Annotated in this window: 23 protein-coding genes; 10 read left to right on the top strand and 13 right to left on the bottom strand. The window is 55.9% G+C overall.

Annotated elements, in window-relative coordinates:
• Nucleotides 1–494: 494 nt before the first annotated feature.
• The 5 genes from H8B13_RS21595 to H8B13_RS14945 all read left to right on the top strand — a co-directional run bounded on the left by H8B13_RS21595 (nucleotide 495) and on the right by H8B13_RS14945 (nucleotide 7056).
• A complete protein-coding gene (locus H8B13_RS21595; protein WP_187311637.1) occupies nucleotides 495–4217 on the top strand; it encodes a T9SS type A sorting domain-containing protein in 3723 nt (1240 codons plus the stop codon).
• A 160-nt stretch (nucleotides 4218–4377) separates the two neighbouring features.
• Nucleotides 4378–4746, top strand: a complete 369-nt coding sequence (locus H8B13_RS14960) for a BlaI/MecI/CopY family transcriptional regulator (protein ID WP_187311636.1) — start codon at nucleotides 4378–4380, stop codon at nucleotides 4744–4746.
• Nucleotides 4746–6125, top strand: a complete 1380-nt coding sequence (locus H8B13_RS14955; protein WP_187311635.1) for a M56 family metallopeptidase — start codon at nucleotides 4746–4748, stop codon at nucleotides 6123–6125. Before H8B13_RS14960 ends, H8B13_RS14955 begins: the two co-directional genes overlap by 1 nt.
• A 136-nt stretch (nucleotides 6126–6261) precedes the next feature.
• Entirely contained in the window at nucleotides 6262–6735 is a 474-nt protein-coding gene (locus H8B13_RS14950) for a hypothetical protein (RefSeq protein WP_187311634.1), read from the top strand.
• A 63-nt stretch (nucleotides 6736–6798) separates the two neighbouring features.
• Complete coding sequence (locus tag H8B13_RS14945) at nucleotides 6799–7056, top strand: hypothetical protein (protein WP_187311633.1); 258 nt, start codon at nucleotides 6799–6801, stop codon at nucleotides 7054–7056.
• Nucleotides 7057–7225: 169 nt separating this feature from the next.
• Here H8B13_RS14945 and H8B13_RS14940 read toward each other — a convergent pair whose 3' ends face one another.
• A complete protein-coding gene (locus H8B13_RS14940) occupies nucleotides 7226–8080 on the bottom strand; it encodes a pirin family protein (RefSeq protein ID WP_187311632.1) in 855 nt (284 codons plus the stop codon).
• Between the two features lie 342 nt (nucleotides 8081–8422).
• Here H8B13_RS14940 and H8B13_RS14935 point away from each other — a divergent pair, with 342 nt between their 5' ends.
• Together H8B13_RS14935 and H8B13_RS14930 are read left to right on the top strand one after the other, a co-directional pair.
• Entirely contained in the window at nucleotides 8423–10537 is a 2115-nt protein-coding gene (locus tag H8B13_RS14935; protein WP_187311631.1) for a M13 family metallopeptidase, read from the top strand.
• A gap of 315 nt (nucleotides 10538–10852) precedes the next feature.
• Nucleotides 10853–11290, top strand: a complete 438-nt coding sequence (locus H8B13_RS14930; protein ID WP_187311630.1) for a hypothetical protein — start codon at nucleotides 10853–10855, stop codon at nucleotides 11288–11290.
• Nucleotides 11291–11295: 5 nt separating this feature from the next.
• Here H8B13_RS14930 and H8B13_RS14925 read toward each other — a convergent pair whose 3' ends face one another.
• The 4 genes from H8B13_RS14925 to H8B13_RS14910 all read right to left on the bottom strand — a co-directional run bounded on the left by H8B13_RS14925 (nucleotide 11296) and on the right by H8B13_RS14910 (nucleotide 14547).
• Nucleotides 11296–12006 (bottom strand): haloacid dehalogenase type II, encoded by a 711-nt coding sequence (locus H8B13_RS14925; protein ID WP_187311629.1) that lies wholly within the window; start codon nucleotides 12004–12006, stop codon nucleotides 11296–11298.
• A 107-nt stretch (nucleotides 12007–12113) separates the two neighbouring features.
• On the bottom strand, nucleotides 12114–13052 hold the full coding sequence (locus H8B13_RS14920) for a proline iminopeptidase-family hydrolase (RefSeq protein WP_187311628.1): 939 nt from the start codon (nucleotides 13050–13052) through the stop codon (nucleotides 12114–12116).
• Between the two features lie 75 nt (nucleotides 13053–13127).
• The gene (locus tag H8B13_RS14915) at nucleotides 13128–13895 is read right to left on the bottom strand and encodes a creatininase family protein (RefSeq protein WP_187311627.1); all 768 of its coding nucleotides are present in this window, start codon (nucleotides 13893–13895) and stop codon (nucleotides 13128–13130) included.
• 61 nt (nucleotides 13896–13956) lie between these two features.
• On the bottom strand, nucleotides 13957–14547 hold the full coding sequence (locus tag H8B13_RS14910) for a DUF4269 domain-containing protein (RefSeq protein ID WP_187311626.1): 591 nt from the start codon (nucleotides 14545–14547) through the stop codon (nucleotides 13957–13959).
• 135 nt (nucleotides 14548–14682) lie between these two features.
• Here H8B13_RS14910 and aspA point away from each other — a divergent pair, with 135 nt between their 5' ends.
• On the top strand, nucleotides 14683–16089 hold the full coding sequence (aspA, locus tag H8B13_RS14905; protein ID WP_187311625.1) for an aspartate ammonia-lyase: 1407 nt from the start codon (nucleotides 14683–14685) through the stop codon (nucleotides 16087–16089).
• A 58-nt stretch (nucleotides 16090–16147) separates the two neighbouring features.
• On the opposite strand, the gene H8B13_RS14900 is transcribed toward aspA, so the two are convergent.
• The 4 genes from H8B13_RS14900 to H8B13_RS14885 form a co-directional block, all read right to left on the bottom strand.
• Complete coding sequence (locus H8B13_RS14900; protein WP_187311624.1) at nucleotides 16148–17071, bottom strand: alpha/beta fold hydrolase; 924 nt, start codon at nucleotides 17069–17071, stop codon at nucleotides 16148–16150.
• 211 nt (nucleotides 17072–17282) lie between these two features.
• Nucleotides 17283–17999 carry a 3-ketoacyl-ACP reductase gene (locus tag H8B13_RS14895; protein ID WP_187311623.1) on the bottom strand — a complete coding sequence of 239 codons (717 nt, stop codon included), beginning with the start codon at nucleotides 17997–17999 and terminating at the stop codon, nucleotides 17283–17285.
• Between the two features lie 178 nt (nucleotides 18000–18177).
• Entirely contained in the window at nucleotides 18178–18444 is a 267-nt protein-coding gene (locus H8B13_RS14890) for an acyl carrier protein (protein ID WP_187311622.1), read from the bottom strand.
• 310 nt (nucleotides 18445–18754) lie between these two features.
• Nucleotides 18755–19321 (bottom strand): GNAT family N-acetyltransferase, encoded by a 567-nt coding sequence (locus tag H8B13_RS14885; protein WP_187311621.1) that lies wholly within the window; start codon nucleotides 19319–19321, stop codon nucleotides 18755–18757.
• A gap of 437 nt (nucleotides 19322–19758) precedes the next feature.
• Here H8B13_RS14885 and H8B13_RS14880 point away from each other — a divergent pair, with 437 nt between their 5' ends.
• A complete protein-coding gene (locus tag H8B13_RS14880; RefSeq protein WP_187311620.1) occupies nucleotides 19759–20304 on the top strand; it encodes a hypothetical protein in 546 nt (181 codons plus the stop codon).
• 84 nt (nucleotides 20305–20388) lie between these two features.
• Here H8B13_RS14880 and H8B13_RS14875 read toward each other — a convergent pair whose 3' ends face one another.
• The 4 genes from H8B13_RS14875 to H8B13_RS14860 form a co-directional block, all read right to left on the bottom strand.
• Nucleotides 20389–21744: a TPM domain-containing protein gene (locus H8B13_RS14875; RefSeq protein WP_187311619.1), complete on the bottom strand. Its 1356-nt coding sequence runs from the start codon at nucleotides 21742–21744 to the stop codon at nucleotides 20389–20391.
• A gap of 197 nt (nucleotides 21745–21941) precedes the next feature.
• Complete coding sequence (locus H8B13_RS14870) at nucleotides 21942–22229, bottom strand: hypothetical protein (protein ID WP_187311618.1); 288 nt, start codon at nucleotides 22227–22229, stop codon at nucleotides 21942–21944.
• Between the two features lie 14 nt (nucleotides 22230–22243).
• Entirely contained in the window at nucleotides 22244–23515 is a 1272-nt protein-coding gene (locus H8B13_RS14865) for a M48 family metallopeptidase (protein WP_187311617.1), read from the bottom strand.
• 91 nt (nucleotides 23516–23606) lie between these two features.
• A complete protein-coding gene (locus tag H8B13_RS14860; protein WP_187311616.1) occupies nucleotides 23607–24188 on the bottom strand; it encodes a hypothetical protein in 582 nt (193 codons plus the stop codon).
• 338 nt (nucleotides 24189–24526) lie between these two features.
• On the opposite strand from H8B13_RS14860, the gene H8B13_RS14855 reads away from it, so the two are divergent.
• On the top strand, nucleotides 24527–25522 hold the full coding sequence (locus H8B13_RS14855; RefSeq protein WP_187311615.1) for a ScyD/ScyE family protein: 996 nt from the start codon (nucleotides 24527–24529) through the stop codon (nucleotides 25520–25522).
• Nucleotides 25523–25783 lie beyond the last annotated feature (261 nt).

Genomic DNA, 25783 nt, shown 5'->3' with positions numbered 1-25783 from the left:
TTACGCTACAGAGCTGGGGCCAGACGCCCGCTCAATTAGCCACTGGAACTTACACTCAGACATTTGACGAGATAGGGAGCGGTGCAGCGGTTACTGTACCTACAGGTTTTCTTTTCTCAAGCGAAGCTGCACCCACCTACACGAGTGCCAGTAACTATAAGGTTACTACCGCCGCCGCTAACGGCACAAGTTTCACTGCTGGTGGTACCTATAATTTCGGTGCTGCAACTGTCTCTACGGACCGTGCGATTGGCTTCTTATCTAGTGGCTCAGTCCTTCCCCCTCGCCATATTCTACTCGCAATCCAGAATACAACAGGTGCCGTAATTCAGGATTTAAACGTCCAGTTTTTATTTGAAAAGTATCGCACAAATACCCGAGGCTACGAATGGAAGTTCTTTACTAGTACCGACGGAAACACATGGACAGCACGGACGGATGGTGATCAGGCCTTTGCTGGCGGAGTAAACACATATCATTATCCACCTGTTTCGGTGTCCAAATCAGCGCCATTAGCTGGTGTCAACATCGCGCCAAATGCTACTTTCTATCTGCGTTGGACCTACCAAAGCTCAGAGGGAACACTTATCACCAACGCGCAAGGTATTGGTATAGATGACGTTACTTTAACGGCAACGTTAGAAGGGGGCACCCCACCTACTCCGGCAGCCAGCATCACTACTACAGCTTCTGCTTTTAATAGTCCTTATTGCATTACGGCTACAGCAGGCAGCGCTCCATTCAATGTGGCCTATACCAGCAGCGGCACCTTCACGGGCGGCTTCAAAGTGCAGCTGTCAAACGCTTCGGGCGAATTTCCTACTAACGTAACTGATAACATTATCGGTAGCGGCACTAGCTCCCCAATTTCGGCAGCTATTCCTAAGGGTACGCCAAGCGGCACTAAATATCGGCTGCGGGTGGTAAACGATGCACCCGCTACTTATGGCTCGAACAACGGCTCTGACCTGGTCGTAAACTTAACCTCTGACAGCAACCCGGTTACCGTGACGCCGGCCACGGCTCAGACGATAATTACTACCGGTACAGGTGATGCCCTCACCGCTAGTGCCGCTGCTAATTCTACCTTCACCTGGCTTTATGGCACTAGTGCAGCCGGGCCATATACTTCGGCTATCGGCGGGGCTACTTCGGCTACTTACACAGTACGGGGGGCAGATTTTCCCGGCGTGGGCACTTACTACCTGGTTGCGCAAGCAACTGTCACTACCGACTGCGGTACGGCTACGGGCCTGAGTGCACCTATTACAGTAACTGTCTCAGCGCCTCCTACTACGCCTGCCTTGCTCGTATCAGCTTCTACTCTTTCTGATTTTGGTAGTCTGGCCGTGGGGGCCGGAACCGGGCTGAAGAGCTTTATGGTGGAAGGCAATAATTTAAAAGGAGGCATCATCATCACACCGCCGGCTGGTTTTGAAATCCGGACGGGCAACAACCCATTCGCCTGCTGCACTATCGAACTGCAGCCGGCCGGTGGCAATGTGCCTAGCACTACGATTGATGTTCGCTTCGCTCCAACGGCTCCCCAAGCGTATAGCGAAACGATTCCGGTGCAGAGCGCCGGCTTGCCGGATCAGGCAGTAGCAGTTACCGGCACGGGCGTTAATCCCATTTATCCGGCTACGCTAAGCACTACGGCCATCACCGAGCTTACCCCGACCAGTGCCAACACCGGCGGCACGGTAGCTGCCGATGGCGGCAACGCGGTAACAGCTCGCGGCATTGTGTGGGCTAAAACTCCTAATCCGACTATTTCAGTCACTACCAAAACGGCTGATGGCGCCGGTACGGGTGCTTTCGCCAGCGCTATAACTGGCTTGGTGCCAGGCACTACTTACTTCGTGCGTGCTTACGCAACCAATAGTGCAAGCACTGCTTATGGCGAGGAGATTTCCTTCACTACCGTAACGGTGCCACTGGCCGCCGAGCCAACCACTCAGCCCACGCTCACCGCCAGCCAAGTAGCCAGTACCTCGCTTCAATTGAACCTAGCAGGCGGCGATGGCAAAAAGCGCCTAGTGGTAGCCCGCCGCGGAAGTGCCGTAGATGCCGTGCCCACTGATGCTACCACGTACATTGCGGATACAGAGTTCGGTAAAGGGAGCGTGCTAGGCGTAGGCAACTTCGTAGTGTATAACGGCACCGGTGACAACGTGACCGTAACGGGGCTCCGCGCCAATGCTACATATCATTTTTCGGTCTTCGCCTTCAATGATAACGACACGCCCTACGCCGAAAACTACTTAGTAACTGCCCCAGGTACTTTAGTTCAGGCAACTTCAGCTGCTCCTGCCGCTCTGCTGCTGGAAGAAAACTTCGATTACGCAGCTGGCTCTCTGCTAACAGCTAACGGCTGGGCAGCACACAGCGGCGCGGGTACTAACTCAATTGCCGTTACGGCAACCGATGGCTTGTCTTATTCCGGCTACAGCGCCAGCAGTGGCAAAGCAGCCGCGACAGTTGGTAATGGCGAAGATGTTAACCTGAAGCTTACAGAACCTGTGTACGCCGGTACGCCAGTATATACTTCTCTGTTGCTCAATGTAATCAGTGCGGGTACTGCTGAATACTTTTTTCATCTGGGCCCCGCAGCAATAGGGTCTACCTTCAAAGCTCGATTATTTACACGGGCTGGCTCTACGTCGGGCACAGTACAGTTTGGCATCAGCGGCAATGGCTCTACTATTAAGTATACAACTGAGAGTTATCCGTTGAACACCACCCATTTATTAGTAGTTAAATATGACTACGATGAGGCTGGCAGCATAACCAAGCTGTTCGTTAATCCGGCGGCCGGTGCGGAGCCCGCAACAGCGAGTGCTGAAGTTGCCGAATTAGGCAGCTCTCCTGCCAACATTGGCGCAATGGCAATCCGCCAAGGCACCAACGTTCCGAAACTGACAATCGATGGCATTCGGGTGGGCAACAGCTACCGGGTAGTGCGTACTGGCCTTATTTGCCTGGAGCCAGTGCCCGCCTTTACGGCGGCTACGGCTTGTGTAGGCTCCGCCACAGCCTTCACGGACGCTTCTACTGTCGTTGAATCCAACGCTACATATGCCTGGGATGTAGAGAGTGATGGCAAAGTGGATTATACAACCGTTGGCAACATCAGCCACACGTACGCCGCCGCTGGTACCTACACGGCTACGCTGGTTATTACGCAGGGCGCTTGCTCGGCTACCTACACCCAGAAAGTAACGGTGCGTGAGCTGCCAACCGCAACCTTAAGCGGCACCGCTACCGTTTGTGCCGGTACCTCTACTTCGTTGAGCGTTGCACTTACGGGTACTGGTCCCTGGAGCCTGACGTACACGGACGGTACCACGCCGGTTGCGGTTACGGGCATTACCAGCTCTCCTTATGTAGTTTCGGTTAGTCCTGCTGCTACTTCCACGTATTCCCTGCTCGCGGTATCGGATGCCAACTGCACGGGCGCTGCCTTCACAGGCACGGCTATTGTGACGGTTAATCCGCTACCGGTGCCGACCATTACTGCTACACCTTCTAATACGGTGTACACTGGCGGCGTTGCCACCAACCTGTACCTCGGCTACGGCCCGCAAAGCCTGACGTTGACGGCCGCTGGTGGCACGAAGTATAGCTGGAGCGGGCCGACTGGCCTCAGCAAAACCGATATTGCTAACCCCGTATTCACGGCTGGCAAGCCCGGTACTTTCGTCTACACCGTGACGGTCACCAACGAGTTCGGCTGCGTTGCTACCAAGGCCGTAACTTTAAAAGTGGTTGATGTGCGCGGCGGCAAGAAGAATGCACAGATTCTGGTCTGCCACAAGGGTGTCAATACTTGGGAAGATATCAAAGAAGTGGAAGGCCACCTGCTCATACATAAGGAGCAGCTGGGCAGCTGCGACGGCAATACGCTCACCGCTTCGGCCGCAGCCACTGCGGTGGCTACCGAATATGCTGCTACAGCTCATGTGTTTGAAGCATATCCTAACCCCTTCACAGAGCGTGCTACCCTGCGCTTCCGCGCCGCTGAAACTGGTAAAGCGCAGCTGTTGGTCTACAATTCGGTAGGCAAGCTAGTAGCTACCATATATGATGGCGTGGCAGAAGGCGGCCGTACCTATGAGTTTACGGTAGAAGGCGCAGCCTTGGCCGAGGGCGTGTACACCTGCCGCCTGACTACCAATGGAAAAGTAGAGACCAAGCGCCTGGTGCTGGTGAAGTAGCCCACTCTGCGCATATAGGCGCAACATTTTGTTCCTAAGAAAAAAGCCCCCCAGAGTCTGTCTGGGGGGCTTTTTTGTGACGCATTTATTTATTCTGAAAAAATCCTGCAACTAATTACGAACTATTCGTATAATTACGAAAGTTTCGTAATAACCATTTATGGAAAGACTAACTCACCCTGAAGAAGAGGCCATGCAGGTGCTGTGGCAGCTCAATGGCGGCTTTACCAAAGACGTGCTGGACTTGCTGCCCGCGCCCAAGCCGCCTTACACTACGCTGGCCTCCACCATGCGCAACCTGGAGCGCAAGGGCTATCTGCGCAGCGAGAAGCTGGGCAACTCTTACCGATTTGCCCCCCAGATTGCCGCCGAAGAATATCGTAAGCGGTTTATGAGCGCTTTTGTGAGCGAGTACTTCAAAAACTCCTACAAGGAAGTCGTGTCCTTCTTTGCCAAGGATGAGAAGATCAGCGCCGAGGAGCTGAAGGAGATTATCGGCATGATTGAGAACGGCCAGCGCAAGGACTAATGACGGCGCTGCTTTTGTATCTGCTGAAGGCAAATGGGGCGCTGCTGCTGTTCGCGGGCCTGTACTATGTGGGGTTGCGGCGGCTCACGTTTTATACCCTCAACCGGGCGTATTTGGTGTTTGCGCTCCTCTTTTCGGCTGTGTATCCAGCCTTAGATGTAGGGGCCATATTTGCCCCCCACGAACGACTCGGTGGCTCATTGCTTACTATCGTGCCTAATTGGTCGGGCGCTTTGGCTGCCCCGTCAACGCCTCTGTTCGGCTGGATGGATGCTCTGATTGCCATCTACTGGGCGGGCGTAGCGCTGATGGGCTTGCGCCTGCTGGGTCGGTTATTCTCGCTCTATCGTTTGCACCGAGCGGCTGTGCCCCGAATGGTGAGTGGCGTGCTAGTGCGGTGCCTGCCGGGGGCCAGCAGCCCGTTTTCCTTCGGGCCATTTATTTACCTGAACCCTGACCAATACCCGGCCGCTGAGCTGCCCGCCATTCTGTACCACGAGCATGTGCACGTGCGGCAGTGGCACAGCTTGGATATAATGCTGGCGCAGGTAGGGCAGGTGTTGGGCTGGTTTAATCCGGCGGCGTGGTGGCTGGAGCGGGCCATGCAGGAAAACCTGGAATTTCTGACCGATGACGCGGTACTCCGCGCCGGCGTAGTACCGCCGAAAGAATATCAATACAGCTTGCTCCGTCTCAGCGGCTTGGCATCGAGTGCCTCGCTGGCCAATCATTTCACACTTCTAACCCTTAAAAATCGAATTGCTATGATGAACAAACCTTCCTCTGCCAGCGCGCATCTGGCGCAATATGCACTCGTGCTGCCGCTTGCCGTCGCGCTGCTTACCTTCACTACTTTACGCGCCGGGCAATATGCTTCCTCTAAACCGGCAACCGTGAAAGTTGAGGGTGTGAAGTATTATCTGGATGGGAAGCCCACTGTGAAATCGGCCGTGGAAAAGCTGAATACGACCCCAGACGTCATTGCCAACGTGCAAGTATTAAAGGGTAAAGCAGCCCAAGCGCTGACCATAGATGCCGCAACCGATGTGGTAGCAGTGACTACTAAAGGAAATGAGCGCCTGCCTGCCGTGCAAGCGTTGGATGCTAAAATTATCAGGCTGCTGCCGGAAGCCGATAACAAACCTGAGGAGAAAGTGGTGCCCATCAGCAACCTGCACCCGGACGCGCTGGCTTATATCACACAGCATTTCCCGGGTCATCGCTTGGTTGAACTGCTGGAGGTAAAGGAGAAGGGTACAAGCGAAGTGCGCTACAAAGCTGTCATTGCCATGGGCCGCCGTCCTAAGTATGTCGTGTTTGACACACAGGGCAAGGCGCTAGGAAGCTTTGACGCGACCGGCAAACCGCTGACTAACTAGAGTGCCGCAGCAGAAGCAACTCGCCAAGAATTAAAATTTATAGGTATTTCCTTTTTATTCACTTCTTAGCATGAAAAACGGAAAGAAATCTCTTACAAGCCGTATAGCTAAGCGCTTGTTTATTAGCCCATTGGTTGTGGCATTAAGTTTAAGCGCCGCTGCCCCCGCTGCCTATGCCACCGTCCCAACTACCGTGGTACAGAATGCAACAGGCTTGCCCGATGGTGTGTTGTATTATGTAGATGGCCAGAAAGTGAGCAAGGAAGTGGCCGAAAAGGTGAATCCTGCTAGCATCGCTATGGTGAACGTCCTCAAGGGCGCTACTGTCCGCCAGATAGTGGGCAATGTACCCGAGACGCAGGTTATCTTGATTACGACCAAGGGCAACGAAAACGCGGCTCCGGTGGTGGAACTGAATAAAAAGCTGAACCGTAGCGTAGATCTTACTAATAAGCTACTGCTCGTAGATGGCCAGCAGGTGACGCTGACAGAAATGGAGCGCCTGCTGCCGAGCCAACTTCAGCAAGTAACGGTGTTGTCGGCGGACGATGCTGTGAAGGCTTACGGCGAAAAAGGCAAAAATGGCTCGGTGTCGGTAATGACTAAGTAGCTGCTTTGGCAAACCCCGGCACTGACCTGCCGCGTAAACGGTGGTGCTACTTACCCCCCTGCTATGCCGCTCCACCGCCTTTTATTCGATAAGCTCAACAAAATCTATGAGCCGTCCGCCACGATTGATGACGTGTTTAAAGGCCACGATATCACCTTCGTGACCAACGAAAATGGCGAACCCGTCATGCTGTTCATCGGCAAGCGCCGTCCCGATGGCGTGATTATCGGCGAGCGGTACAAGCGCACCATCAAGCGGGCCTCTGGTGATGCTCAGGCGGCAGCAAGCCATTGGGACTTGAAGGGAAAATCACACATGTAAAAAGCCCCCTAGGCATATCTGGGGAGCTTTTTTATTGCCTTTCAAAACTCACGACCGTCATGCAGAGGGCAGCGCAGCATCTCGCTCGCGGTAGTAGGAATAATAATCTGACACCAGCACGCGAGATGCTGCGCTGCGCTCTGCATGACCGGCTTTTAAAAGCAATTGATTAGCCCTCCCAAGTGCCGAATTTGCCAGCGCGGTAGTCCTGGTATGCCTGTTGAATTTCGGCGTCAGTATTCATCACGAAGGGACCAGCAGCCACTATAGGCTCTTGAAACGGTGCGGCGTGCCCTAGCAGCACCACGGCATCGGTGAGGGCTTCGAGATGCAGGTCGTCGCCGTCGTAGTTGAACTCCAGCAGGCGACGGGCTTCCGTTTGCTCGCCGTTTACGCGCACCTGGCCCCGGATGGTGTAGAAGAAAATGGTGCGCTCGGCGGGAATCGTCAGCGCCAATTTGCCCCCCGCCTTCATTTCCACGGTGGCCAGCTGCATATCGGTGAGGGGCTGCATGGCCCCGGCCGTGCCCAGCCAGTTGCCCGAAACAGCATTGATAATAACCCGGCCTTCGTCCTGCACTATCGCCGGGATATCGGCTTTTTGCAGGCCGGTGTACTGGGGCTCGGTCATTTTGTGCTTGGCCGGCAGATTTACCCACAATTGCAAAATCTCCAGGTCGCCGCCGGTGCGCTTGAAGGCGGGCGACGATATCTCGGCGTGAATCAGGCCGCTGCCAGCCGTCATCCACTGAATACCGCCGGCCTCAATCACGCTTTCGTGGCCGCCGGAATCCTGGTGCATAATGTCGCCAGCCAGAATAAACGTGACTGTTTCAAACCCGCGGTGGGGGTGAGGTCCGAAAGGCAACCCACGATTGTTGGGCCGATATACCTGCGGGCCGTGGTGGTTCAAAAACAGAAAAGGATCGAGATGATCGACCGACTGCGTGGGCAGGGCCCGGTAGGTAATCAGGTCGGCGATAGGAGCGCTAACGGCTTGGTGCTGTTGCTTGATGGTACGCATGAGGTGAAAAAGTCAGTGGTGAAGTGGCGAGTTGGCCTGCGGGAAGAAGTACCAGACAGCAGCCCGATAAGTTTACGGTAACTGACGGTTCGTGAAGTTACGATTGGTGAAGAAGCCGCGAAGTGATACTACGAGACGAGTGAGTGGCGCCACGATTTTTTTCGTCCTAGCACCAGTGCTTTCTGCCGTTGGGTTACGGGCCACGGTAAAAGGCTTTCTTTGTAAATCACTAAAGCCTCGTATGCAGGATTTGCCTGCGGGGAATATGCAGCCCGCGCCGCGTCACTTAGTCTTTCCCTGACCTCATTCGGCATCCAAACCTTGTCACCTCTATTCTATCGCATGCAAATTCATTACTACACGCTTCCCCGAACTCTGGCTGCCACCGCCGCTCTTTTGCTGGCCGGCTGCGCTACCAGCACCCCCCCAACCGACACCGCGGCTGCTACCGCTACGGCAGAAGCTACCGCTGCTGAGCAGCCCAGCATTAAAGGCGTCGGTATCGATGTGGCCGACATCGACCGATCGGTGGACGCCTGCGAAGACTTCTTTCAGTTTTCGGGCGGCAATTGGCTTAAAAACAATCCGATTCCGGCCTACGCTTCCAGCTGGGGGCCGCGCAACCTGCTCGGCGACCGCACCCAGGCCCTGCTGCGCCAGCTGCTGGAAGAAGCCGCGGCCAACACCAGCGCCGAGAAAGGCAGTAATGCTCAGAAAGTGGGCGATTACTACGCCTCCGGCATGGATTCAATGGCTATCGAGAAGGCTGGTACCGCTGCCCTGAAGCCTGAATTGGCACGCATTGCCGCTACCAAAGACCTCAAGAGTCTGCCCGCTACGGTAGCCACTCAGCATCAATTGAGCACGGGGGCCTTTTTCCGGGCCGGCGTTTCGCCCGACCGCAAGAACAGCACCGTGTACGCCGTCAACCTGAACCAGGGCGGGCTGAGCATGCCTGACCGCGACTATTACCTGAAGGATGACGCGCGCTCGAAGGCCGTGCGGGATGCCTTCGTAACGTATATGACCAATACGTTTCAGCTAATGGGCGACCCAGCCGCAACGGCCGCCAAGAAAGCCGCCGCCATTCTGCGCCTGGAAACCCGGCTCGCCAAAGCTTCCAAAACCCGCGTAGAATTGCGCGACCCCAACGCCAACTACAATAAGATGACGGTGGCGGCCTTCCACCAGCAGTTTCCCGCCGTTGGCCTGCCTACTATTCTGGCCCAAAACAAGCTCGGAGCCGCCAAGGAGGTTATTGTTGGGCAGCCGCAGTTTTTTCAGGAGTTGAACGCCGTACTGAAAACCGAGCCGCTCGCTGACCTCAAAACCTATCTGCAATGGCAGCTAGTGAGCTCCGTAACGTCGGCGTTGCCCAAAGCGTACAGCGACGAAGCTTTCCGGTTTGCGCAGGTACAGAGCGGCGCCAAGCAGCAGCCGGTACGCTGGAAGCGCATGCTGGCCGCCACCGATAACACCCTGGGGGAAGCCTTTGGCCAACTCTACGTGGATAAAGCCTTCTCGCCCGAAGCCAAGCAAAAGGCCCTAGATATGGTGGCCAATGTGAAGGAATCGATGGCGGAGCACATACAGAGCAACACTTGGATGAGCGATGCCACCAAGGCTGAAGCCCTGAAAAAGCTCAACGCGCTGCGCGTCAAAATCGGCTATCCGGATAAGTGGAAGGACTATTCGGCGCTGACCATCTCGCGCGACTCGTACCTGCAAAACGTGCTGAACGCCCGCAAGTGGAACTACCAGCAGAACGTGCAGAAGTACGGGCAACCCATCGACCGCAATGAGTGGGGCATGACGCCGCCCACCATCAATGCGTACTACAACCCGCCGATGAACGAAATCGTGTTTCCGGCCGGCTACCTCCAACCGCCTTTCTTCGACCCTAACGCCGATGACGCAGTGAACTACGGCGCCATCGGGGGCGTGATGGGCCACGAAATCACGCACGGCTTCGACGACCAGGGCCGGCAGTACGACTCCCAGGGTAATTTGCGCGACTGGTGGACGAAAGAGGACGCCGAGAATTTCACGAAGCGCGCCGCCATCGTGGGCCGACAGTACGACGCCTTCTCGCCCCTCGACTCGGTATATGTAAACGGCAAGCTGACGATGGGCGAAAACCTGGCTGACTTCGCCGGCCTCACCATTGTGTACGCCGCTTTGCAAAAGCAATTGCAGAAGAAGTACGGCAACGGCCCGCGCCCCAAAATCGACGGCTTCACGCCCGAGCAGCGCTTTTTCTTGTCGTGGGCGCAGCTGCGCCGCACCAACATCCGGCCCGAGGCCCTGCGTCAGCAAGTGCTCACCGATCCGCACTCGCCGGGCCAATACCGCACCATCGGCCCGCTCATGAACATGCCGCAGTTCTACGAAGCCTTCGGCTGCAAACCCGGCCAGAAAATGGTGCGCGCCGAAGCTGACCGGGCCAAGATCTGGTAGCGTTTTGTGTTAGTAATTGATAAAAAAGCCCCCCAACATAACATTGGGGGGCTTTTTTGCCTTCTATAAATAGCACATCGTGCAGATAAATAGCACGTCATGCAGAGCACAGCGAAGCATCTCGCTCGCTTCGTTGAATTACTCTTGCAACGTCAGCAGGCGAGATGCTTCGCTGTGCTCTGCATGACGTTCTTTGGAAACAACTGTAATCGAAAGACTTCGCATTGCTCTGCATAAGTGATTCTTTGGACGGGCTTCAGAGTCATGACGCATTACCTGATGACGGCTATATTCGCCCTCCAAAATTCCGCAATTATGGCCGCTGAGAAGCTACCCGATCTGCTCGAAACTACCTACCGATCCGACCTGAACCTGTTCGTCGGGCGCTGGGGCTACCAACCTCCGGTGGAGGCGTTGCCTCATACGTATAAACAGCTTACCCAAAGTGCATTAGCTACCGGATGCCGCTTCTGGCTACAGGATATCCGGCGGCGTACGCTCAACGATCCGGCCATCACCCGCTGGTTGTTCACCGAGTACTTTCTGGATATGGCTGCGCAGCTGGGCGGTCGCCTGTACGTGGCTTATCTCACGAGTCCAACGCTGCTGGAAACCATTATCAACGGGCCCGGCTACGAAGTGCCCGATGGTTCCGACAATCAGCCTTTTGCCGTGTCTTTCTTTAGCAACGAGGGCGATGCGATGGAGTGGCTCAGTCAAGCGCAAACCCGGGATTCGCTGATGCAAGCTTAACGGCGCTAAGGCCGCTGGGGGGCTTTTTGGTCGATAATCTGCTTGGCTACTTCCGGCAGTGTTTTCCCTTGATAAGTGGGCGATGGCGCCAGCGGATACAACGTCTGGCCTTTGCGGGTAATGAACCCCGCCGATAGTCCGGCGTGCAGCGCACCCGCAATATCCCAGCCGTGGGCGGCAATCAGGGTAGCGGAAGTGGGCTCTGCTCCGGCCTGGCGCGCGGCGGTATGATAGACGTCGAGCTGCGGTTTGTAGCGGCGCTGATCATCCACACTCAGGCCCTGCTCGAAGTAATGAATGATGTCGGCGTAGCGCAGCTGCTCGTCGAGCACGCTGCGCGTGGAATTGGTAAGCGCCACCAGCGAATAACCGGCTTTAGCGAGCATTTTCAGACCTTCGGGCACGTCTTTGTGCGCCGGCAGCTCTGTCATGAGAGCCAAAAGCTTATGCTTCTCGGCCGACTTCAGTGTTCTTTCCTGCAGCATATTGGCCGTCATATCCAGGGCCGCGTCGCCGATGGTGCGAAAGTCGTGGTAGTGGTTGGTCACCGTATCGACCAATGAATACTGTAGCAGCAGCCCAAACCATTGCTGAAAAGCTGCTTTGTTGTTGAAGGCTTTGATGAGCGCGTTTTTCAACTTGCTCATGTCCAGCAACGTTTCGTTTACGTCGAAGAGGATAACCTTGGAATTGCCGGTAGAGCGGGGCTGCTGCATAAGTGAATAACGACTGACCAAAGGAACGAGTAGACCTGCATACGTAGCAGCCCTTTACGCAGACTGCTACTACTCGTTTTCTGGGTTTAACAGAATAGAAATACGGCTTACTTCTGCTTGCGCAAAAATGCCCGAACAGTCTGGAAGTATTGCTCCGGCACTTCCCAATAAGCCTTGTGGGAAGCATTTTCAAAGACTACCAACTGCGAATTGGGCGTTTGCTTCTGGAAATAAGCCACCGTGGCGGGAGCAGCTTCATCGTAGCGGCCGCATAAGTAAAGCACTGGCACCGTGAGCTTTTTGAGGTCGTTGGCGCGGGAGTAGTTTTTCAGTGAGCCAGTGGCTTGGGCTTCGTCGGGTCCCCACATGGTTTCGTATACCTGCATGCCGAACGTTGGATTTGGCGGCATTGGGCCGTTGCGGTACAGGTGCTGGCGGTTGTAGAGCGTAACTGCTTCTTTATACGCTTGTTTGCTGGGCTCATCGGTGGCGGCATACAGGCGCATCGCCTTTTGCTGAGCGGGCGGGAGCTGAGCAATGTAGCGCTCCGCATCCTGCACCCAGCGCTTGGTATCCAGCAATGGGCTCGACTGAATAAGGCTGACGACAGTGGGGGGCTTTTTGGTGAGCAAATACTCGGTGGCCAGCGTGCCGCCCCAAGAGTGACCCAGTAAATGCAACTTCGGGTAGCCCAGCGCCGCTACTACCTGCTCCAGTTCGGTTACAAACCGCTCCAAGGTCCACAGCTGCGGATTATCCGGTTTATCCGATTTGCCGCAGCCTAGCTGGTCGTACATAATGACGGGCCGCTCATCGGCCAAGGCCACAAAGCCCTCGAAGCTGCCGCTCCCCGACCCCGGCCCGCCGTGTAGGAGCAGCAAGGGCGTTCCCGGCTTGTCGGCTCCCATTATTTTGTACCAAACTTTGCCCCCTGGCACACTGATATAGCCTTCTTTCATAGTTGGTTGGGCCTGTAAGGCAAAGCCCAGCGCCCAGAAAACGGTGGCCAGTAGCAGCGTGCGACGTGACAGGAGTAAGTACTTCATGAGATCAAAAAGTAGGGCGGAAGTGGTGCCGGCTCAAACTTGCACAAAGTTCGGCAGACGAGATAGCGGCGCCATCTATTCGTACAAGTCCTGCGGGTCGGCGGCGGCCAGATCTACCAGGAATTGCCCAATATTAGTGGTCACCGCTTCTAGAAACGCCTGGCCTTTTTCGGTGGTCGCCTCAGCTGGGTCGCCCACGCCCGTGTCGGCCGATACCTTGCTCCACTCGCGCTGCGCCCACGCCCAACCTTGCTTGAAGGCCTTGACTTTGAATTGCTTGGATGCGCCGTCGCCAGCTTCTGATAGCGGACGAACTAGCTGGGGGGCAATATGCAGCATGGCGCTGGTTTCCATAGCATCGGCGTGGTCGCCTGGGGCGGTGAAGAACTGGCTGCGGTCGGCGGCCTTAAACCAGTTGAGCGTGCAGAGAAAAACGCTCGGAAACTCTGCTTGCAGCTCGCGCAGCATCTGCCGAAAGTCGTTGCCGCCGTGGCCATTCAGCACCACCAGCTTCGGAATGCCCTGCCGCGCCAGCACCTGCACCATATCGCGCAGAATGAGTAGTTGGGTGCTGGGATTCAGGTTCATATCGAGGGTGATATCTAACTGGCCAGTGTTCACACCGAAGGGAATGGTGGGCAGCACCACCACTTTTGCCCCCCGGTCCCAGGCTTTGCGGGCCGCTTCGGCCGCCACGTAGTCGCACTGGTAGTTGTCGGTGGCGTAGGGGAGGTGGTAGTTGTGCGCCTCGGTGGCGCCCCAGGGCAGCACCACTACTTCGTACTTCGTTTCTTTCACCTGCTGCCAGGTGGTTTCGGCAAGGATATAGGGGCGTGGAGTCATAGGAGAAGGACTAGAAAAGAATGCTGCTTGGCAGCTATAAGATGAGGTGGAACGCTGGACATCAACCTACGTCAAGCGGCGCGGGAAGATTAGCTATCCACATGCGAATTTCCTCTATGCTTTTGCCTTCTAGTGTCAACAAGCCCTCGTATGGATCGCCGCGCAGCTGCAAGAGGGTCGCAAAGGCAGGCTCCGTTTTCAGGCCTTTTTCTTTCAGCTGGCGCACGGCCCTGCGCCACGCTTCACCCCCGGCTTGCAGCACCACGTCTTCCACGACCATATGCCGGAAGGCGTGTTGAGCTTCCGTAGGACAATCCTGCCCAAAAATCTCCACCTCAAACTCCTGGTAACGAAAGCGGCACACCACCGACGCACGGTGGTTGATGATTTTCTGCGCTAGCGCAAACTCGGGAAGGTGGGCATAGTGGGAGCGGAGCAGCTCAGCGAAAGAAGACACCTCAGCAGGAGCTACGGCACACAGCACGTCGAGGTCGCTGCCGGCAATGTCAATGTCCAGCGGAATGGTGCCGGCCAGCACCGGATCAAAATGGCGCAGCGTGGTCAGTACGCCTAGTTTTTGCAAGGTGGCATAGGCTAGTTGCTGGCGCGGGGTGCCCGTTTGTAAGTAGTATAAGTCCTTCCAGTTTGTCATTGTAACCAGATTATTAACGCTTTCGGGCTGCTAACTGATAGAACACAGGCAGTAGCGCGCCGCGCCACACAATTGCCGACCTCCTCCGTTACTTTGCGTAGACAAGCTACCCTTAGAAATCCACCCCACCCAACTATGCAAACTTCCCGACTCGAACACGATTTTCTTGGCGAACGGGCCATCCCGACTGATGTCTACTACGGTATTCAGACCCTGCGCGCGCTGGAAAATTTCGACATCACGGGTATTCCACTCCGGTCGGAGCCGCTGTTTGTACAGGCGCTGGCTTATGTAAAAAAGGCTGCTGCCTTGGCCAATCGCGACTTAGGCGTGCTCGACCCAACCATTGCCGAGTGCATCGTGCGGGCCTGCGACCGAGTGGCCGCCGGCGAGTTCGACAGCCAGTTTACCACCGATATGATTCAAGGCGGCGCGGGCACTTCGGTGAATATGAACGCCAATGAGGTGATTGCCAACGTGGCGCTGGAGCTGATGGGCAAGCAGAAAGGAGAGTACCAGTTCTGCCACCCCAACAACCACGTCAACTGCTCCCAATCAACGAACGACGCGTACCCGACGGCCTTTCGTATTGCGTTGAGCAATAAGTTGGTGGGCTACAGCCACGCGCTGGGACAGTTGGCCGATGCGTTTGCTGAAAAAGGCGTCGAGTTTCGGAATGTGCTTAAAATGGGGCGCACGCAGCTCCAGGATGCCGTGCCCATGAGCATGGGCGACGAGTTTAAAGCCTTTGCGACCAACCTGCGCGAGGAGCTGCTGCGCATTGAAGACAGCCGCAGCCTGATCAGCGAGATTAACATGGGCGCCACGGCCATCGGTACGCGGGTAAACGCGCCGGCCGGCTACGCCGAAACCGTAACCGAGCACCTGCGCCAGATTACGGGCCTCGACCTGATACTGGCCGGCGACCTGATTGAAGCCACCTACGATACGGGCGCCTACGTGCAGCTATCGGGAGTGCTGAAGCGCACGGCCGTGAAGCTGTCCAAGATTTGCAACGACCTGCGCCTACTGTCCTCGGGCCCCCGCACGGGCATCAATGAAATAAATTTGCCCCCCTTACAGCCCGGGTCCAGCATTATGCCCGGCAAAGTGAACCCCGTAGTGCCGGAAGTAGTCAACCAGACGGCTTTCTACGTTATCGGGGCCGACCTGACCGTGACGATGGCCGCCGAGGCGGGCCAGCTACAGCTTAATGTGATGGAGCCGGTTATCTCGTTTGCCTTGTTTACCAGCATCTCTTACCTGACCCGCGCCTGCCACACCCTGCGCGAGAAGTGCGTAGTGGGTATTACGGCCAACAAAGAGCACGCGGAGCGGCTGGTGCGCAATAGTGTGGGCATCGTTACGCAGTTAAACCCGGTGCTGGGCTACGAAACCGCCTCCGAAATTGCGAAAGAAGCCCTGCACACCGGCAAATCGGTGTATGACGTAGCCGTGACCGAGCGCCAGCTCCTGACTCAAGCCAAATGGGACGAAATCTTCACCTTCGAAAACCTGATCCGGCCGCACTTTATCCAGTAGCTGAATAAAAAGTTGTGGCCCACGGTAAAAATGAGGTTTTATCGTGGGCCACAACCTGTTAGCGTCTTTTAGGGCCCGCCAACCAGATACCACCCGCTACAAGGGCCACTATGCCCAACACGGCGGCTGTAGTACTCAGGCGGTGGGGCGAAGCCCCAACAGTTTCATGCGCTTCGACTGCTTCCGCAATGGTTTGGCCGCTAGTAGCGCGCAGAATCAGGCGAGTGGTTTCCTCGGGCTGATCCCACTGCGGAAAGTGCCCACAGTTGTCGAACCAGCGCAAGCGAGCATCCGGAAATTTGGCTAGCGCCCGCTCGGCCTGGCTCGGAAAACACACTCTGTCTTGACGGCCCCAGCCAATGATGAGAGGTGCCGTGATAGTGCCTCGCGGCGCGCCTTGCTGCTTTTCACCGTAGGCCAGGCTGTACAGCAGCTCATTGAAGGAAGGTGCGTTGGCGAAGGTCCGCATCTCATCCAAGGCTACATGGGGGGCAATTTTCCAGGGTTTCGCTGAGAACTGGGCAAACAATACCGTGCGGCTCGCACTGTTGCCGGTTAACTGCGGCATTACCGGCTGCAAGGCACGCACTAGCTTGGTTGAGACGGCCACAGTATGATAAAAGACCGGAATCTCCCAGCCTTCCCAGAACCCGCCCGGATCCAGAGATACGACTGCGCCTACCACGCCGCCCCGGCGCGCCAGCTCCAGCACCAGGCGCGCGCCCATCGAGCTGCCCACCACGTCGATACCCAGTAGGTTTTGAGCGCGCAAAAAGTTCGTCACCGCGTCGGCTAGCGTGCCGATGGTGACTGGCCCATCCAGAGGGGGTGTATTGCCGAAGCCTGGTAAGTCTACAGCAATTACGTCGCGCTCGGCAGTAAGGCCGTCGAGGATGGTTTGCCAGGAGCGCCAGCTGCCGCCGATGCCGTGTAATAGTAAAAGCGGCTGGCCGGTACCGCGCCGGATGTGGTGCATATCCATGAGAAAAGCGTAAGGATGAGAAGGTTAGAAAAAGCCCCCCAGCCACTTATGAGTAGCGGCTGGGGGGCTTTTCGTTCGAGAATCTCGCGTAGGTCGAAGCTGAAGCGCTGCTTTTTCTTACGCGGTAGATGTAGGCTTAGATGCCGGTGTAGAAATTAATGCGCGTGCAGAAGCGCTCGACTCAAAGACTAGTAAGTTAAGAAAGGTCTCTCTACGGATTCGTCGACCACATACCGGCTTCCTTGATAAACACCCGCCGGTTGAGCTTCAGCTGCGCGATGATAAGCTCGGCCAGATCTTCAGGCTGGGCTACTTTATCGGGGTTGCCATCGGTGAGCTTGTTGCTGACGGCCAGCTCGGTAGCAATGGTGCTGGGCGTGAGCGCCGACACACGGATATTGTGCTTACGCACCTCCTGCATCAGCGACTCGGTGAGACCCATGACGGCAAACTTCGAGGCGCTGTAGGCGCTGGTGCCCGCTGCGCCGCGCTGCCCGGCCGTAGACGAAATATTGATGATGTCGCCGGTCTCGCGGGCTATCATCTGGGGCAATACGGCGCGCGTGGCATAGTACACGCCCATCAGGTTTACCTGAATAATACGCTCCCATTCCGTGGGGTCGAAGTCCAGGAACTTGCCGAAAGTGCCGATACCAGCGTTATTAATAAGAATATCGATGGGGCCAAGCTCCTGCTCCACACGAGCAGCGGCAGCTTCCACGGCGGCGCGGTCGGTGATGTCGGCGGCGACTACGGCAGTTTTGCCCCTCAGATTCTTAATATCGGCGGCAACGGCCTGAAGCTGCTCCTCGGAGCGGGCCAGCAAGCCCACATGTACGCCTTCCTGCGCCAGCGCTAAGGCTACCGCGCGTCCAATTCCTTTACCTGCGCCCGTTACAAGGGCAACTTTTCCTGTTAATGATTCCATGCAATTTCAGCTAAAAGGGAGAGTGATACACTGCATAACCACCGAAGCCAGCAGGTGTTTGGTCGCCTGCGGTAAGTAGCTGGTATACGTCGGGTTCAGTTTCTAGCGAAAGGAGGAATGCAGAGAAAAGTCGCTCTCAGGAGCAAGCACAAATGCGTCAGCATGCAGGCGTAGTAGTCTAGGCCATAAGCAGCGAGCAGCCCCATTTTTGCCCTACCAACTGATCGTTGAGGCAGCTGATGAGCTGGTGCACGGTTTTTACTTGCTCCAACTCTGTATCGGGAATACGGACGTGGTAGAGATTTTCGAGGCGAATAACCAACTCAAAAAAGTCGATTTGATCCATACCCAAGTCCTCGCTAAAGCGGGAATCGTTGGAAGGTTTGGCTGTCAACGTGGGCTTAATGGGCAGGTAGCTATACACCTGCTGCTGAATAGGTAGCATACGAAAGAAAGAATAGAAATTAGGGCAGCGTGCGCCGTTGCAAAGCCGCTTGTAGATGTAGATAAGGAAGCTGCTCCCACGCCTGTGGCAGGAGGCCATTCGTAAGCTATACGACGTATCAACTAACTTTTTACCTTGTCAAGGCGCCTGATATTTTCCCTGATACATGAGTGAATATCCCGAAAAATGGCAGAAGCTCCGACGTGGGGCACGTAACCAGTAAGCCAGTATAAAAAAGTCCCCCCGGAATTATTCCCGGGGGGCTTTTCATGATGAATTTATATGCAATAGCAGATGCAGCAGTAGTTGCCTATTCCTTGCCAAACCGCTCTAACATCACCGTAGGCTGATCTTTGTACGTGGTGCGATGGTAGGGTAGGTAGCCAAACTTCTCAGCCAGGCGCAAGGATGCTTTGTTGGCCGGATGAATAATGCACACGGTGCGCATGGGCCCAAAGTGCGCGTCGCCCCAGGCAATGGCCGCCGCTACGGCCTCCGTAGCGTAGCCCTTGCCGTGGGCGTGAGCAGCCAGCACCCAGCCAATCTCGGGCGTGCCGTGGTTTGGGGGCACGATGTCGCGCTTGGGATCAGCAAAGCCAACGGCACCAATAAAGGCACCGGTTTCTTTTTCCTCAATGGCCCAGAACCCGTAGCCCATCAATGCCCAGTGACCAATGCTGCGGAGCATAGTGGCCCATACTTCTTCCTCCACCATGGGGCGGGGAGTCAGGTAGCGGTAAAACTTGGGGTCGGCCCACATGGCCACATACTGCTCAAAATCACTGGGTTTGTACCCCCGCATAAGCAAGCGGGCCGTTTCCAGCACGGGTACCTGATGAAGCGGAGGGTTGAGAACCGGGGTAGTAGTTGCCTGCATAAAGTATAGGTAGTATCGACGCGCGGGCTAAAGTAATAAGCGCAAACATAGAGACGACGCTTGTGGGGTAAGGCGGGCGCCGGGCACGCGCCCTAGTAATGCCCGCTCCCCACGCATTTAGTTTTTCTACGAAGCCATTAATAATAGCTCTTCCGCCTAGTTCGAAATCGAACGCTCTGTCCGGGAGCGAACAGTTTTCAGGAGAGGTGTTCGATGTATATTTGTTATAAGTATCTGTTTTATAATAATTTATATAAATGGCACGGGTGTTGGAAATTTATCTATGCCTCTACAATTCAACTGTTCACAACCGCACACACGCTGCTTTTTCCAGCAATGGACTCGGTAACCAACAGGGTGATCATAGAAGGAAATAGCCGCTGTTAAGCGGTGTATCTGGTAAAGTATCCATCATTTCCAACCCCAAACTTTTTATCATGAAAAGCTCCTTCACTTCCGCCGCCGCCTTCGCCGCCCGTTTTGCTTCTAAGCCTGCGTCAGCTCAAGCCCAGCCGGCAACCTCTACTTTGGGTTATTTGCGTCGGGCCACCTTGGGTGTGCTCTTGTTTGGTGGTGCCCTGTTCGCCGGCCCTGCTGTAGCGCAGCAGCAACCCGTAAGCATTGATAAAGTAGAACCCACCGTCTTCCAGGTGCGCACCCAGAATTTGGCCAAGCAACACGGGCAGCTACAAGTGTATAGCCTCATCACTGGCCAGAAGCTGTTCGATCAAGCGTTTGACCAATCGTATTATTACTGCCGCCTCAACTTTGATAATTTGCAGCCCGGCGAATACCTAATGTGCCTGAAGGTGGGAAAAGACAGCTATCGGTACACGTTGCGCGTGAAATCAAATGGGGAAAACGAAGAAGTAGCTGTGCGTAATGTGAAAGTTCGGTTGGGCAAGCAGAGCCAGCAGGTGGCCGCAATCAATACCTCGGTGCCAGTAGCGGTAGTTCCTACGCTGGCAGCGGGCGGATTATAAGAGCCGCCCAAGAATAGTTTACAACAAAAAAGCCCCCCAAACACGTTTGGGGGGCTTTTTGCTGAAGATAAACTTCCGAAACGCTTACCAGGAACCGCTGTTATTGTTGGTGTCGTCGAAGCCAGCGCCGCCCGTGTCATCGGAAGCGGTGTCGTCGTAGGACGACGTCTCATCGGCGGAGAAGAAGTCGGGCTCAGAACTATCGGCGGGTAAGTCGGAGAAATAATCGGGGTTCGTTTCCTCCACATTGCCAGTGCCTTCCAGCGCCGGGAAGCCACCGGAAGAGGCCGCACCTCCCGCGCCGGCGGCGTAGGTGTTGGCGGGGTCAAGGTTCTGAGGCGCGTTATTATTGGGATTCGCGATGTTGTTGCCAGCGTGGTCAGTGTGTCCGCCCGAGGCCATCCGATTGCCCAGGTAAGCGCCAGCCGCGGCGGCCGCGCCCGTTGCCAAAATGCCCCCCATGCCGCTGCTCAGACCACCGCCGCCTCTGTTTATGGTGCCGGTGCCCAGAAAATCAGGAGCTGGCTGGCGCGCATGTCCACGGGTGTAGTTGCCAACCGGCCTCGCGGCTTGGGTACCGCCAGCCGATTGGGTGCCCAGGAAGTCAGGCGTTTGAGTAGGGCTTTGATTCTCATTGGAATAAACAGTTCGGGGCGCGGCCGGAGCCTTGCGCCGAAACATCCGCATCACCAGCCACAGGATGCCGCCAATCACCAAAGCTCCAATGGCTATGGTGCCCATGCCCAGCCCCGGAGACGAAGGCTCAGGCGACGCAGCAGAAGGTCGAAAAGGCTCGGAGGCTGGCTCGGAAGCCGCGGGCAGCTCATTGTTCAGGCTTGATTCATCGGTCATGAGTCCTGGCCCTGCCGTAGCACCCGGTGATGCTGCTCCCGGAACCGCCGCAGTTGCTGCCTGCTGCTTGCCATCGGGGGCATAGTTAGGGTTGGCGGCCAGCATCAGAGAGTTGAGGCCGGCGCGCAGACCAGCAAAGTAGCGGCCCTGCTTGAAGCTGGGGGCCATTTCCTGGCTGATAACGCGATTAGTCAGCTCCGGGGTAATCTGAGCGCGCAGCCCACTGCCCGCCTGAATTGTGACCTGGCGCTCCTGGCCGGAAAGCAGCAGTACAATGCCGTTGTTTTTACCGCGCTGACCCACGCCCCAGGCTTCACCTAGCGCGCGGCCGTAGTCGGCCACCGTGCGGCCGCCCAGCGTGGGCACCGTCACGACAACAATCTGGGTGCCGGTGCTATCGGCGTAGCGCCGCAGACCGCCTTCCAGGGTTTTGGCGTCGGCGGGGGAGAGAAGCTGCGCTTGGTCAGTTACGAAGCGAAAAGGGGTAGGTCGGGGCGGCAGTCCATCGGGGGGCTGCTGCGCGCCCAATACCGGCCCACTCAGGCCAGCCGACACAAACAGGAGAAGGATAAATAGGAAACGAGGCATAGAGAATAGGGTGGAGTGAGAGATAGAAATTATTCTACCTGACTTCTACGTTTCTGCCGACTAAGTGGCCGTAGTTGCCTGACGCTTAGTTTTCCACGTCTTTGCTCTGTACACTTCACCTTCATTTCTTACTATAACCAATGCTCCTCTTAGGGCCTTGGAAGCTGTCAGTATTCCACCCTGAATACCAATGCCAGCTACTGCACGGGCGCCGAAGTACCTGATTGAGAAGGAAGCACCACTTCGGCCAATGCTTTTAGGTCGAGGTCGGGTACAAAACTATCGCACAGGGTGAGTATTGAGAATAAGTAGCGCCGTAGCTCGGCGGGCTGGGGCTGCGGCTGACGTAACGCAGCCTGCACTAAGTGCAAAGACAGGTCGGCGAGGATAAGCTTTTTGCGCTCCAGCGGGTCGGTGGCTTCTACGGCCGCGGTCTCGCTCAACGCGTGCGCTTGGTGGACTAGTTGAAGAATAGCGTTTTGCATAACCGGATAAAGATTTAGTCAGCCTGTAAATGTTCTGCCTTCCAGCGCATGGCCGTCAGCACGCGGGTATGGCCGCTCGGATGGTCGAAAAAAATCATCTCTTCCAGCGGACCAGGGTCAATTTTGCGATACTCCGACAGCTTCATGGCCGTGGTGGCGAAGCCGTCGGGCTGGCGGGCCGCGTTCAGGCCAAATACGTCAGCCTCCTGTTCCTGCGTGCGGATAATGGTGTTGAAAGCGGGCGTCGCCAGAAACATAAACACCGCAAACAACGCCACCAGCAGGGGCAGTCCACCCACGTCAGCAATGCCAGCAATACCCCAGCGGGGTCCGTAGCGCCCAATAAGCCGATGAAAGGCCCAATCCACAAACCGCAGACCCACGCCGATAATCAGGACGAGGAAGATCAGCATTTTGGGAATGTGGTTCAACACGTAGTGGCCCAGCTCGTGGCCCATTACGGCCTGCACTTCGGCGGGCGTGGAGCGGTTGAGCAAGTTATCGTTGAGCGAAACCCGAATGGTGCTGCCTAGTCCGCTTACGTTGGCGCTGATGCGCTTGCTCTGCCGGGAGGCATCTACGAGGTACACATTGTCGGCCGGCACGCCATTGGCCCGCGCCATGCTCAGAATCTGGTCGCGCACGGGGCCGGCGGGCAGTGGGGTGTACTTATTGAACAAAGGCGAGATAAACACCGGTGACACGAATATGGATATCACCAGAAACACGGAAATTATGGCCGTGCCCCACGCCCACCAGCTCCGCCCCGTGCGCCGAATGGCCGCATACAGTGCCAGCAGCACCAAACTCCCGAACACCAGCGATAGAGCCAGGCCTTTTAAGTCATCCGTTAACCATTCGCTGAAGCTCTGGTTGGATAGGCCGTATTGATGCTCGCGGAAATAGTCGTCGTAGAGGCTGAGCGGGAAGTTAAGCAGGTAAGCCAGCAGCAGATACAGCGCCGCATAAGCCAGCGTAGGCAGCACCTTGCCGGGCAGCCGCGACGTCCAGCCCTTGATAACTCTGGATAGGCCCAGCGCCAGAAATATGGCCGCCACGCCCAGCGCATACACCAGCCCCCAGATCTGTAGCCAGTAGCCGCCCTCGAAGTAAGCATCGGAGCTGGCTTTTTGAGCGGGCGTGAGCGTGTTCAGGTAGTGCTGGGTGGCGGCTTCAATGTTGAACGCGGCGACCGAATCGGTGACGGCGGGAGCGGCCAAAGCCGGAGCCGCGAGCAGACCCAAGGCCAGTATTGTTAGAAAATGCCGTTTGAAAAGAAGCGTCATGGATTTAGCTGGAGGAGGGGACTAATTCGGCTACTGTATGCCGTAAAGCAGAAGGGAGTAATTCAGGTAATATATAATAATTGCAATTTATTTACCGTATGTCCTGACAATCTTCTTCCGAATAGCCAGTAGAAGGCCGAAGTCGCAACCGAACATATTGCTGCAGCCACGTCAGATAGAGGTTATACACCACATTGGTAAGCCCGATAAGCAAGGCCCAGCGCCCATAATCCTGCGCGGCGGCATACAGGCTGGTCAGCAGAAAAAACAGAAATAACACCAGGTGAAATCGCTCCTGATGAGAGGTTGCGCGCACCAACGCGGCCCTGTTGGAGTGGGTGCGTACGCGTTGGTATTGCGGATACTGCCGACGAATCAGGCGGTGAATAAAGTCGCCGTGCTGGGTGAAGCGGTTGACCACGTGCACACCCAGCTTGCGGTAGGCGGCAGGCGTGCGGCTAAGCTGCAAGTGCCGAAACCCCGAAGCAGGTATTCCAAAAGCCAAAAGGCTGACTATAAGCAGACCATACAGCCGCGGCTGCTCCATGTGCTGGTAGCAGAACACACTGATTGGCGTCAGGCTCAGCACCGACCAGAACACATTTGGCACCGCATTGTACCAGCCTAGGCGAATAGTGGAAGGCGCTGGCGTTTTCTTACCAATGGGGTGCATGGGGCAAGGGGAAGCATAAGCTAAGCTACATAAGATGCAGGCTCGGTGTTACGCCTTCGACGCGCAGCAGCAGATGCTTCAGTAAGGTTTGGGTGCTGGCATACAGACGGTCTGGGTACTGTTGAGCTGAGCGACTGGGGGGCTTTTTTCTACGCTTCTACAAAGAATGCACTAGTGTGTAGCGCGCACGGACCAGGTGCAAAATCCAGCACCAAATGGATTGAAAAAATTCTATGAAATCTGGGTTTATCTTTATTAATTAGGTGCAGCAAGCTGATTATCAGCCATTTAATTTAAAATAATCATATTATCTTTTTTTACTCCAAAAGCTAATTGCCATGAATTACAAACGTTACTTCCTGAGTGCAACCATAATCATGACCATCATTACGGGCTGCAACGACATTGATGGCCTCGATGGATTGCTGGCTTCTCAACGACCTATTCTAACGGATGATCTGGTGAACCCGATTGGGATGAGTGTGGCGCCAAACGGCCGTGTGTGGGTGAGTGAATCGGGAACAGGAGGTAACGACGGCCGCGTATCGGTGGTGTCCGGCACCGGGCAGGTGTATCCGGTATTTACTGGTTTTCAGTCTGATCTGCGGCCGGATGGGGAGGTAACGGGTATTGGCCACGTGCTCTATCGGGATGGCATCCTGTATATTCTGGGGGGCTATTCTGGCAAATTGTACCGCGTCGATGTATCGGGCTACCGGCTCGGCGATCCGGTGCGCCCGGCCTCCAGCCTGACGTCGGAGGATATCGGCACGTTTGTGCTGTCGCAGAATCTGTCCGACCCGATTGATTCCAATCTCTACAACATGACCTTCGGGCCCGATGGCAGCCTGTACATCACGGACGCGGGCGCCAATGCTATCATCCGGCGGGATAAAAACAACGGAACGCTGAGCGTATTTGCCCGCTTCCCCAACATTACGCCCCAGACCCAAGCCGTGCCCACGGGTATCGTGCACGATGGCAGCCGGTTCCTAGTGAGCCTACTCACGGGCTTTCCTTTCGCTGCCGGTTCGGCCAAAATAATGCAGGTAAGCAACAGCGGCGTCGTGAGCGACTACCGCACCGGCTTCACCACTCTCACCGATATCGACTTGTCGGCCAACAAGGCCCCCGTAGTGACTCAGCTGGCCGAGTTCGTGTTTCAGCCCCCAACAAACGTAGGCTTCCAGCCCAATACCGGCGCCGTGCGCAACGAATCGGGCACCGTTCTGCTGGGCGGCCTCGACCGCCCCACCGACATCGAGCGCATCAGCGGCAATACCTACTATGTCCTAAGCAATGGCAACGGCACTATCCGCAGAGTAACGTTTTAAACGTGCTTTATTACTTGTGATAGATACTGTTATAAGCGCAAAACGCCCAGCCAACAGGTTGGGCGTTTTTGCGTGTACTCCTGTACGCTAAAGCGCTTGCCTACACAATTATCAAGTCAGCGCCAGACCGCGCGAAATTCATACATTCCTGTATCTTTCGTTCGTGGCCTTGCCCGCGAATGCCCGCTCGATTGACTGAGCCTGGGGGGCAAATTTGCTCGGCTGGCTCGTTTCCACCCACCCTTACTTAATCTACGTATC

Origin of the sequence: Hymenobacter sp. BT188, from assembly GCF_014333585.1 — a bacterium.
In the GTDB taxonomy this organism is placed as follows: domain Bacteria; phylum Bacteroidota; class Bacteroidia; order Cytophagales; family Hymenobacteraceae; genus Hymenobacter.
This window is presented reverse-complemented; position numbering and strand designations above follow the sequence as displayed.

Excerpts from the sequence above, each read along its gene's own strand:
- H8B13_RS14875 (WP_187311619.1), bottom strand. The coding sequence starts at position 21,744 with ATGCCTCGTTTCCTATTTATCCTTCTCCTGTTTGTGTCGGCTGGCCTG.
- aspA (WP_187311625.1), top strand. The coding sequence starts at position 14,683 with ATGCAAACTTCCCGACTCGAACACGATTTTCTTGGCGAACGGGCCATC.
- H8B13_RS14955 (WP_187311635.1), top strand. The coding sequence starts at position 4,746 with ATGACGGCGCTGCTTTTGTATCTGCTGAAGGCAAATGGGGCGCTGCTG.
- H8B13_RS14920 (WP_187311628.1), bottom strand. The coding sequence starts at position 13,052 with ATGAAGTACTTACTCCTGTCACGTCGCACGCTGCTACTGGCCACCGTT.
- H8B13_RS14870 (WP_187311618.1), bottom strand. The coding sequence starts at position 22,229 with ATGCAAAACGCTATTCTTCAACTAGTCCACCAAGCGCACGCGTTGAGC.
- H8B13_RS14885 (WP_187311621.1), bottom strand. The coding sequence starts at position 19,321 with ATGCAGGCAACTACTACCCCGGTTCTCAACCCTCCGCTTCATCAGGTA.
- H8B13_RS14890 (WP_187311622.1), bottom strand. The coding sequence starts at position 18,444 with ATGCTACCTATTCAGCAGCAGGTGTATAGCTACCTGCCCATTAAGCCC.
- H8B13_RS14900 (WP_187311624.1), bottom strand. The coding sequence starts at position 17,071 with ATGGATATGCACCACATCCGGCGCGGTACCGGCCAGCCGCTTTTACTA.
- H8B13_RS14925 (WP_187311629.1), bottom strand. The coding sequence starts at position 12,006 with ATGCAGCAGCCCCGCTCTACCGGCAATTCCAAGGTTATCCTCTTCGAC.
- H8B13_RS14865 (WP_187311617.1), bottom strand. The coding sequence starts at position 23,515 with ATGACGCTTCTTTTCAAACGGCATTTTCTAACAATACTGGCCTTGGGT.
- H8B13_RS14940 (WP_187311632.1), bottom strand. The coding sequence starts at position 8,080 with ATGCGTACCATCAAGCAACAGCACCAAGCCGTTAGCGCTCCTATCGCC.
- H8B13_RS14945 (WP_187311633.1), top strand. The coding sequence starts at position 6,799 with ATGCCGCTCCACCGCCTTTTATTCGATAAGCTCAACAAAATCTATGAG.
- H8B13_RS14915 (WP_187311627.1), bottom strand. The coding sequence starts at position 13,895 with ATGACTCCACGCCCCTATATCCTTGCCGAAACCACCTGGCAGCAGGTG.
- H8B13_RS14880 (WP_187311620.1), top strand. The coding sequence starts at position 19,759 with ATGAAAAGCTCCTTCACTTCCGCCGCCGCCTTCGCCGCCCGTTTTGCT.
- H8B13_RS14910 (WP_187311626.1), bottom strand. The coding sequence starts at position 14,547 with ATGACAAACTGGAAGGACTTATACTACTTACAAACGGGCACCCCGCGC.
- H8B13_RS14960 (WP_187311636.1), top strand. The coding sequence starts at position 4,378 with ATGGAAAGACTAACTCACCCTGAAGAAGAGGCCATGCAGGTGCTGTGG.
- H8B13_RS14860 (WP_187311616.1), bottom strand. The coding sequence starts at position 24,188 with ATGCACCCCATTGGTAAGAAAACGCCAGCGCCTTCCACTATTCGCCTA.
- H8B13_RS14855 (WP_187311615.1), top strand. The coding sequence starts at position 24,527 with ATGAATTACAAACGTTACTTCCTGAGTGCAACCATAATCATGACCATC.
- H8B13_RS14930 (WP_187311630.1), top strand. The coding sequence starts at position 10,853 with ATGGCCGCTGAGAAGCTACCCGATCTGCTCGAAACTACCTACCGATCC.
- H8B13_RS14895 (WP_187311623.1), bottom strand. The coding sequence starts at position 17,999 with ATGGAATCATTAACAGGAAAAGTTGCCCTTGTAACGGGCGCAGGTAAA.
- H8B13_RS14935 (WP_187311631.1), top strand. The coding sequence starts at position 8,423 with ATGCAAATTCATTACTACACGCTTCCCCGAACTCTGGCTGCCACCGCC.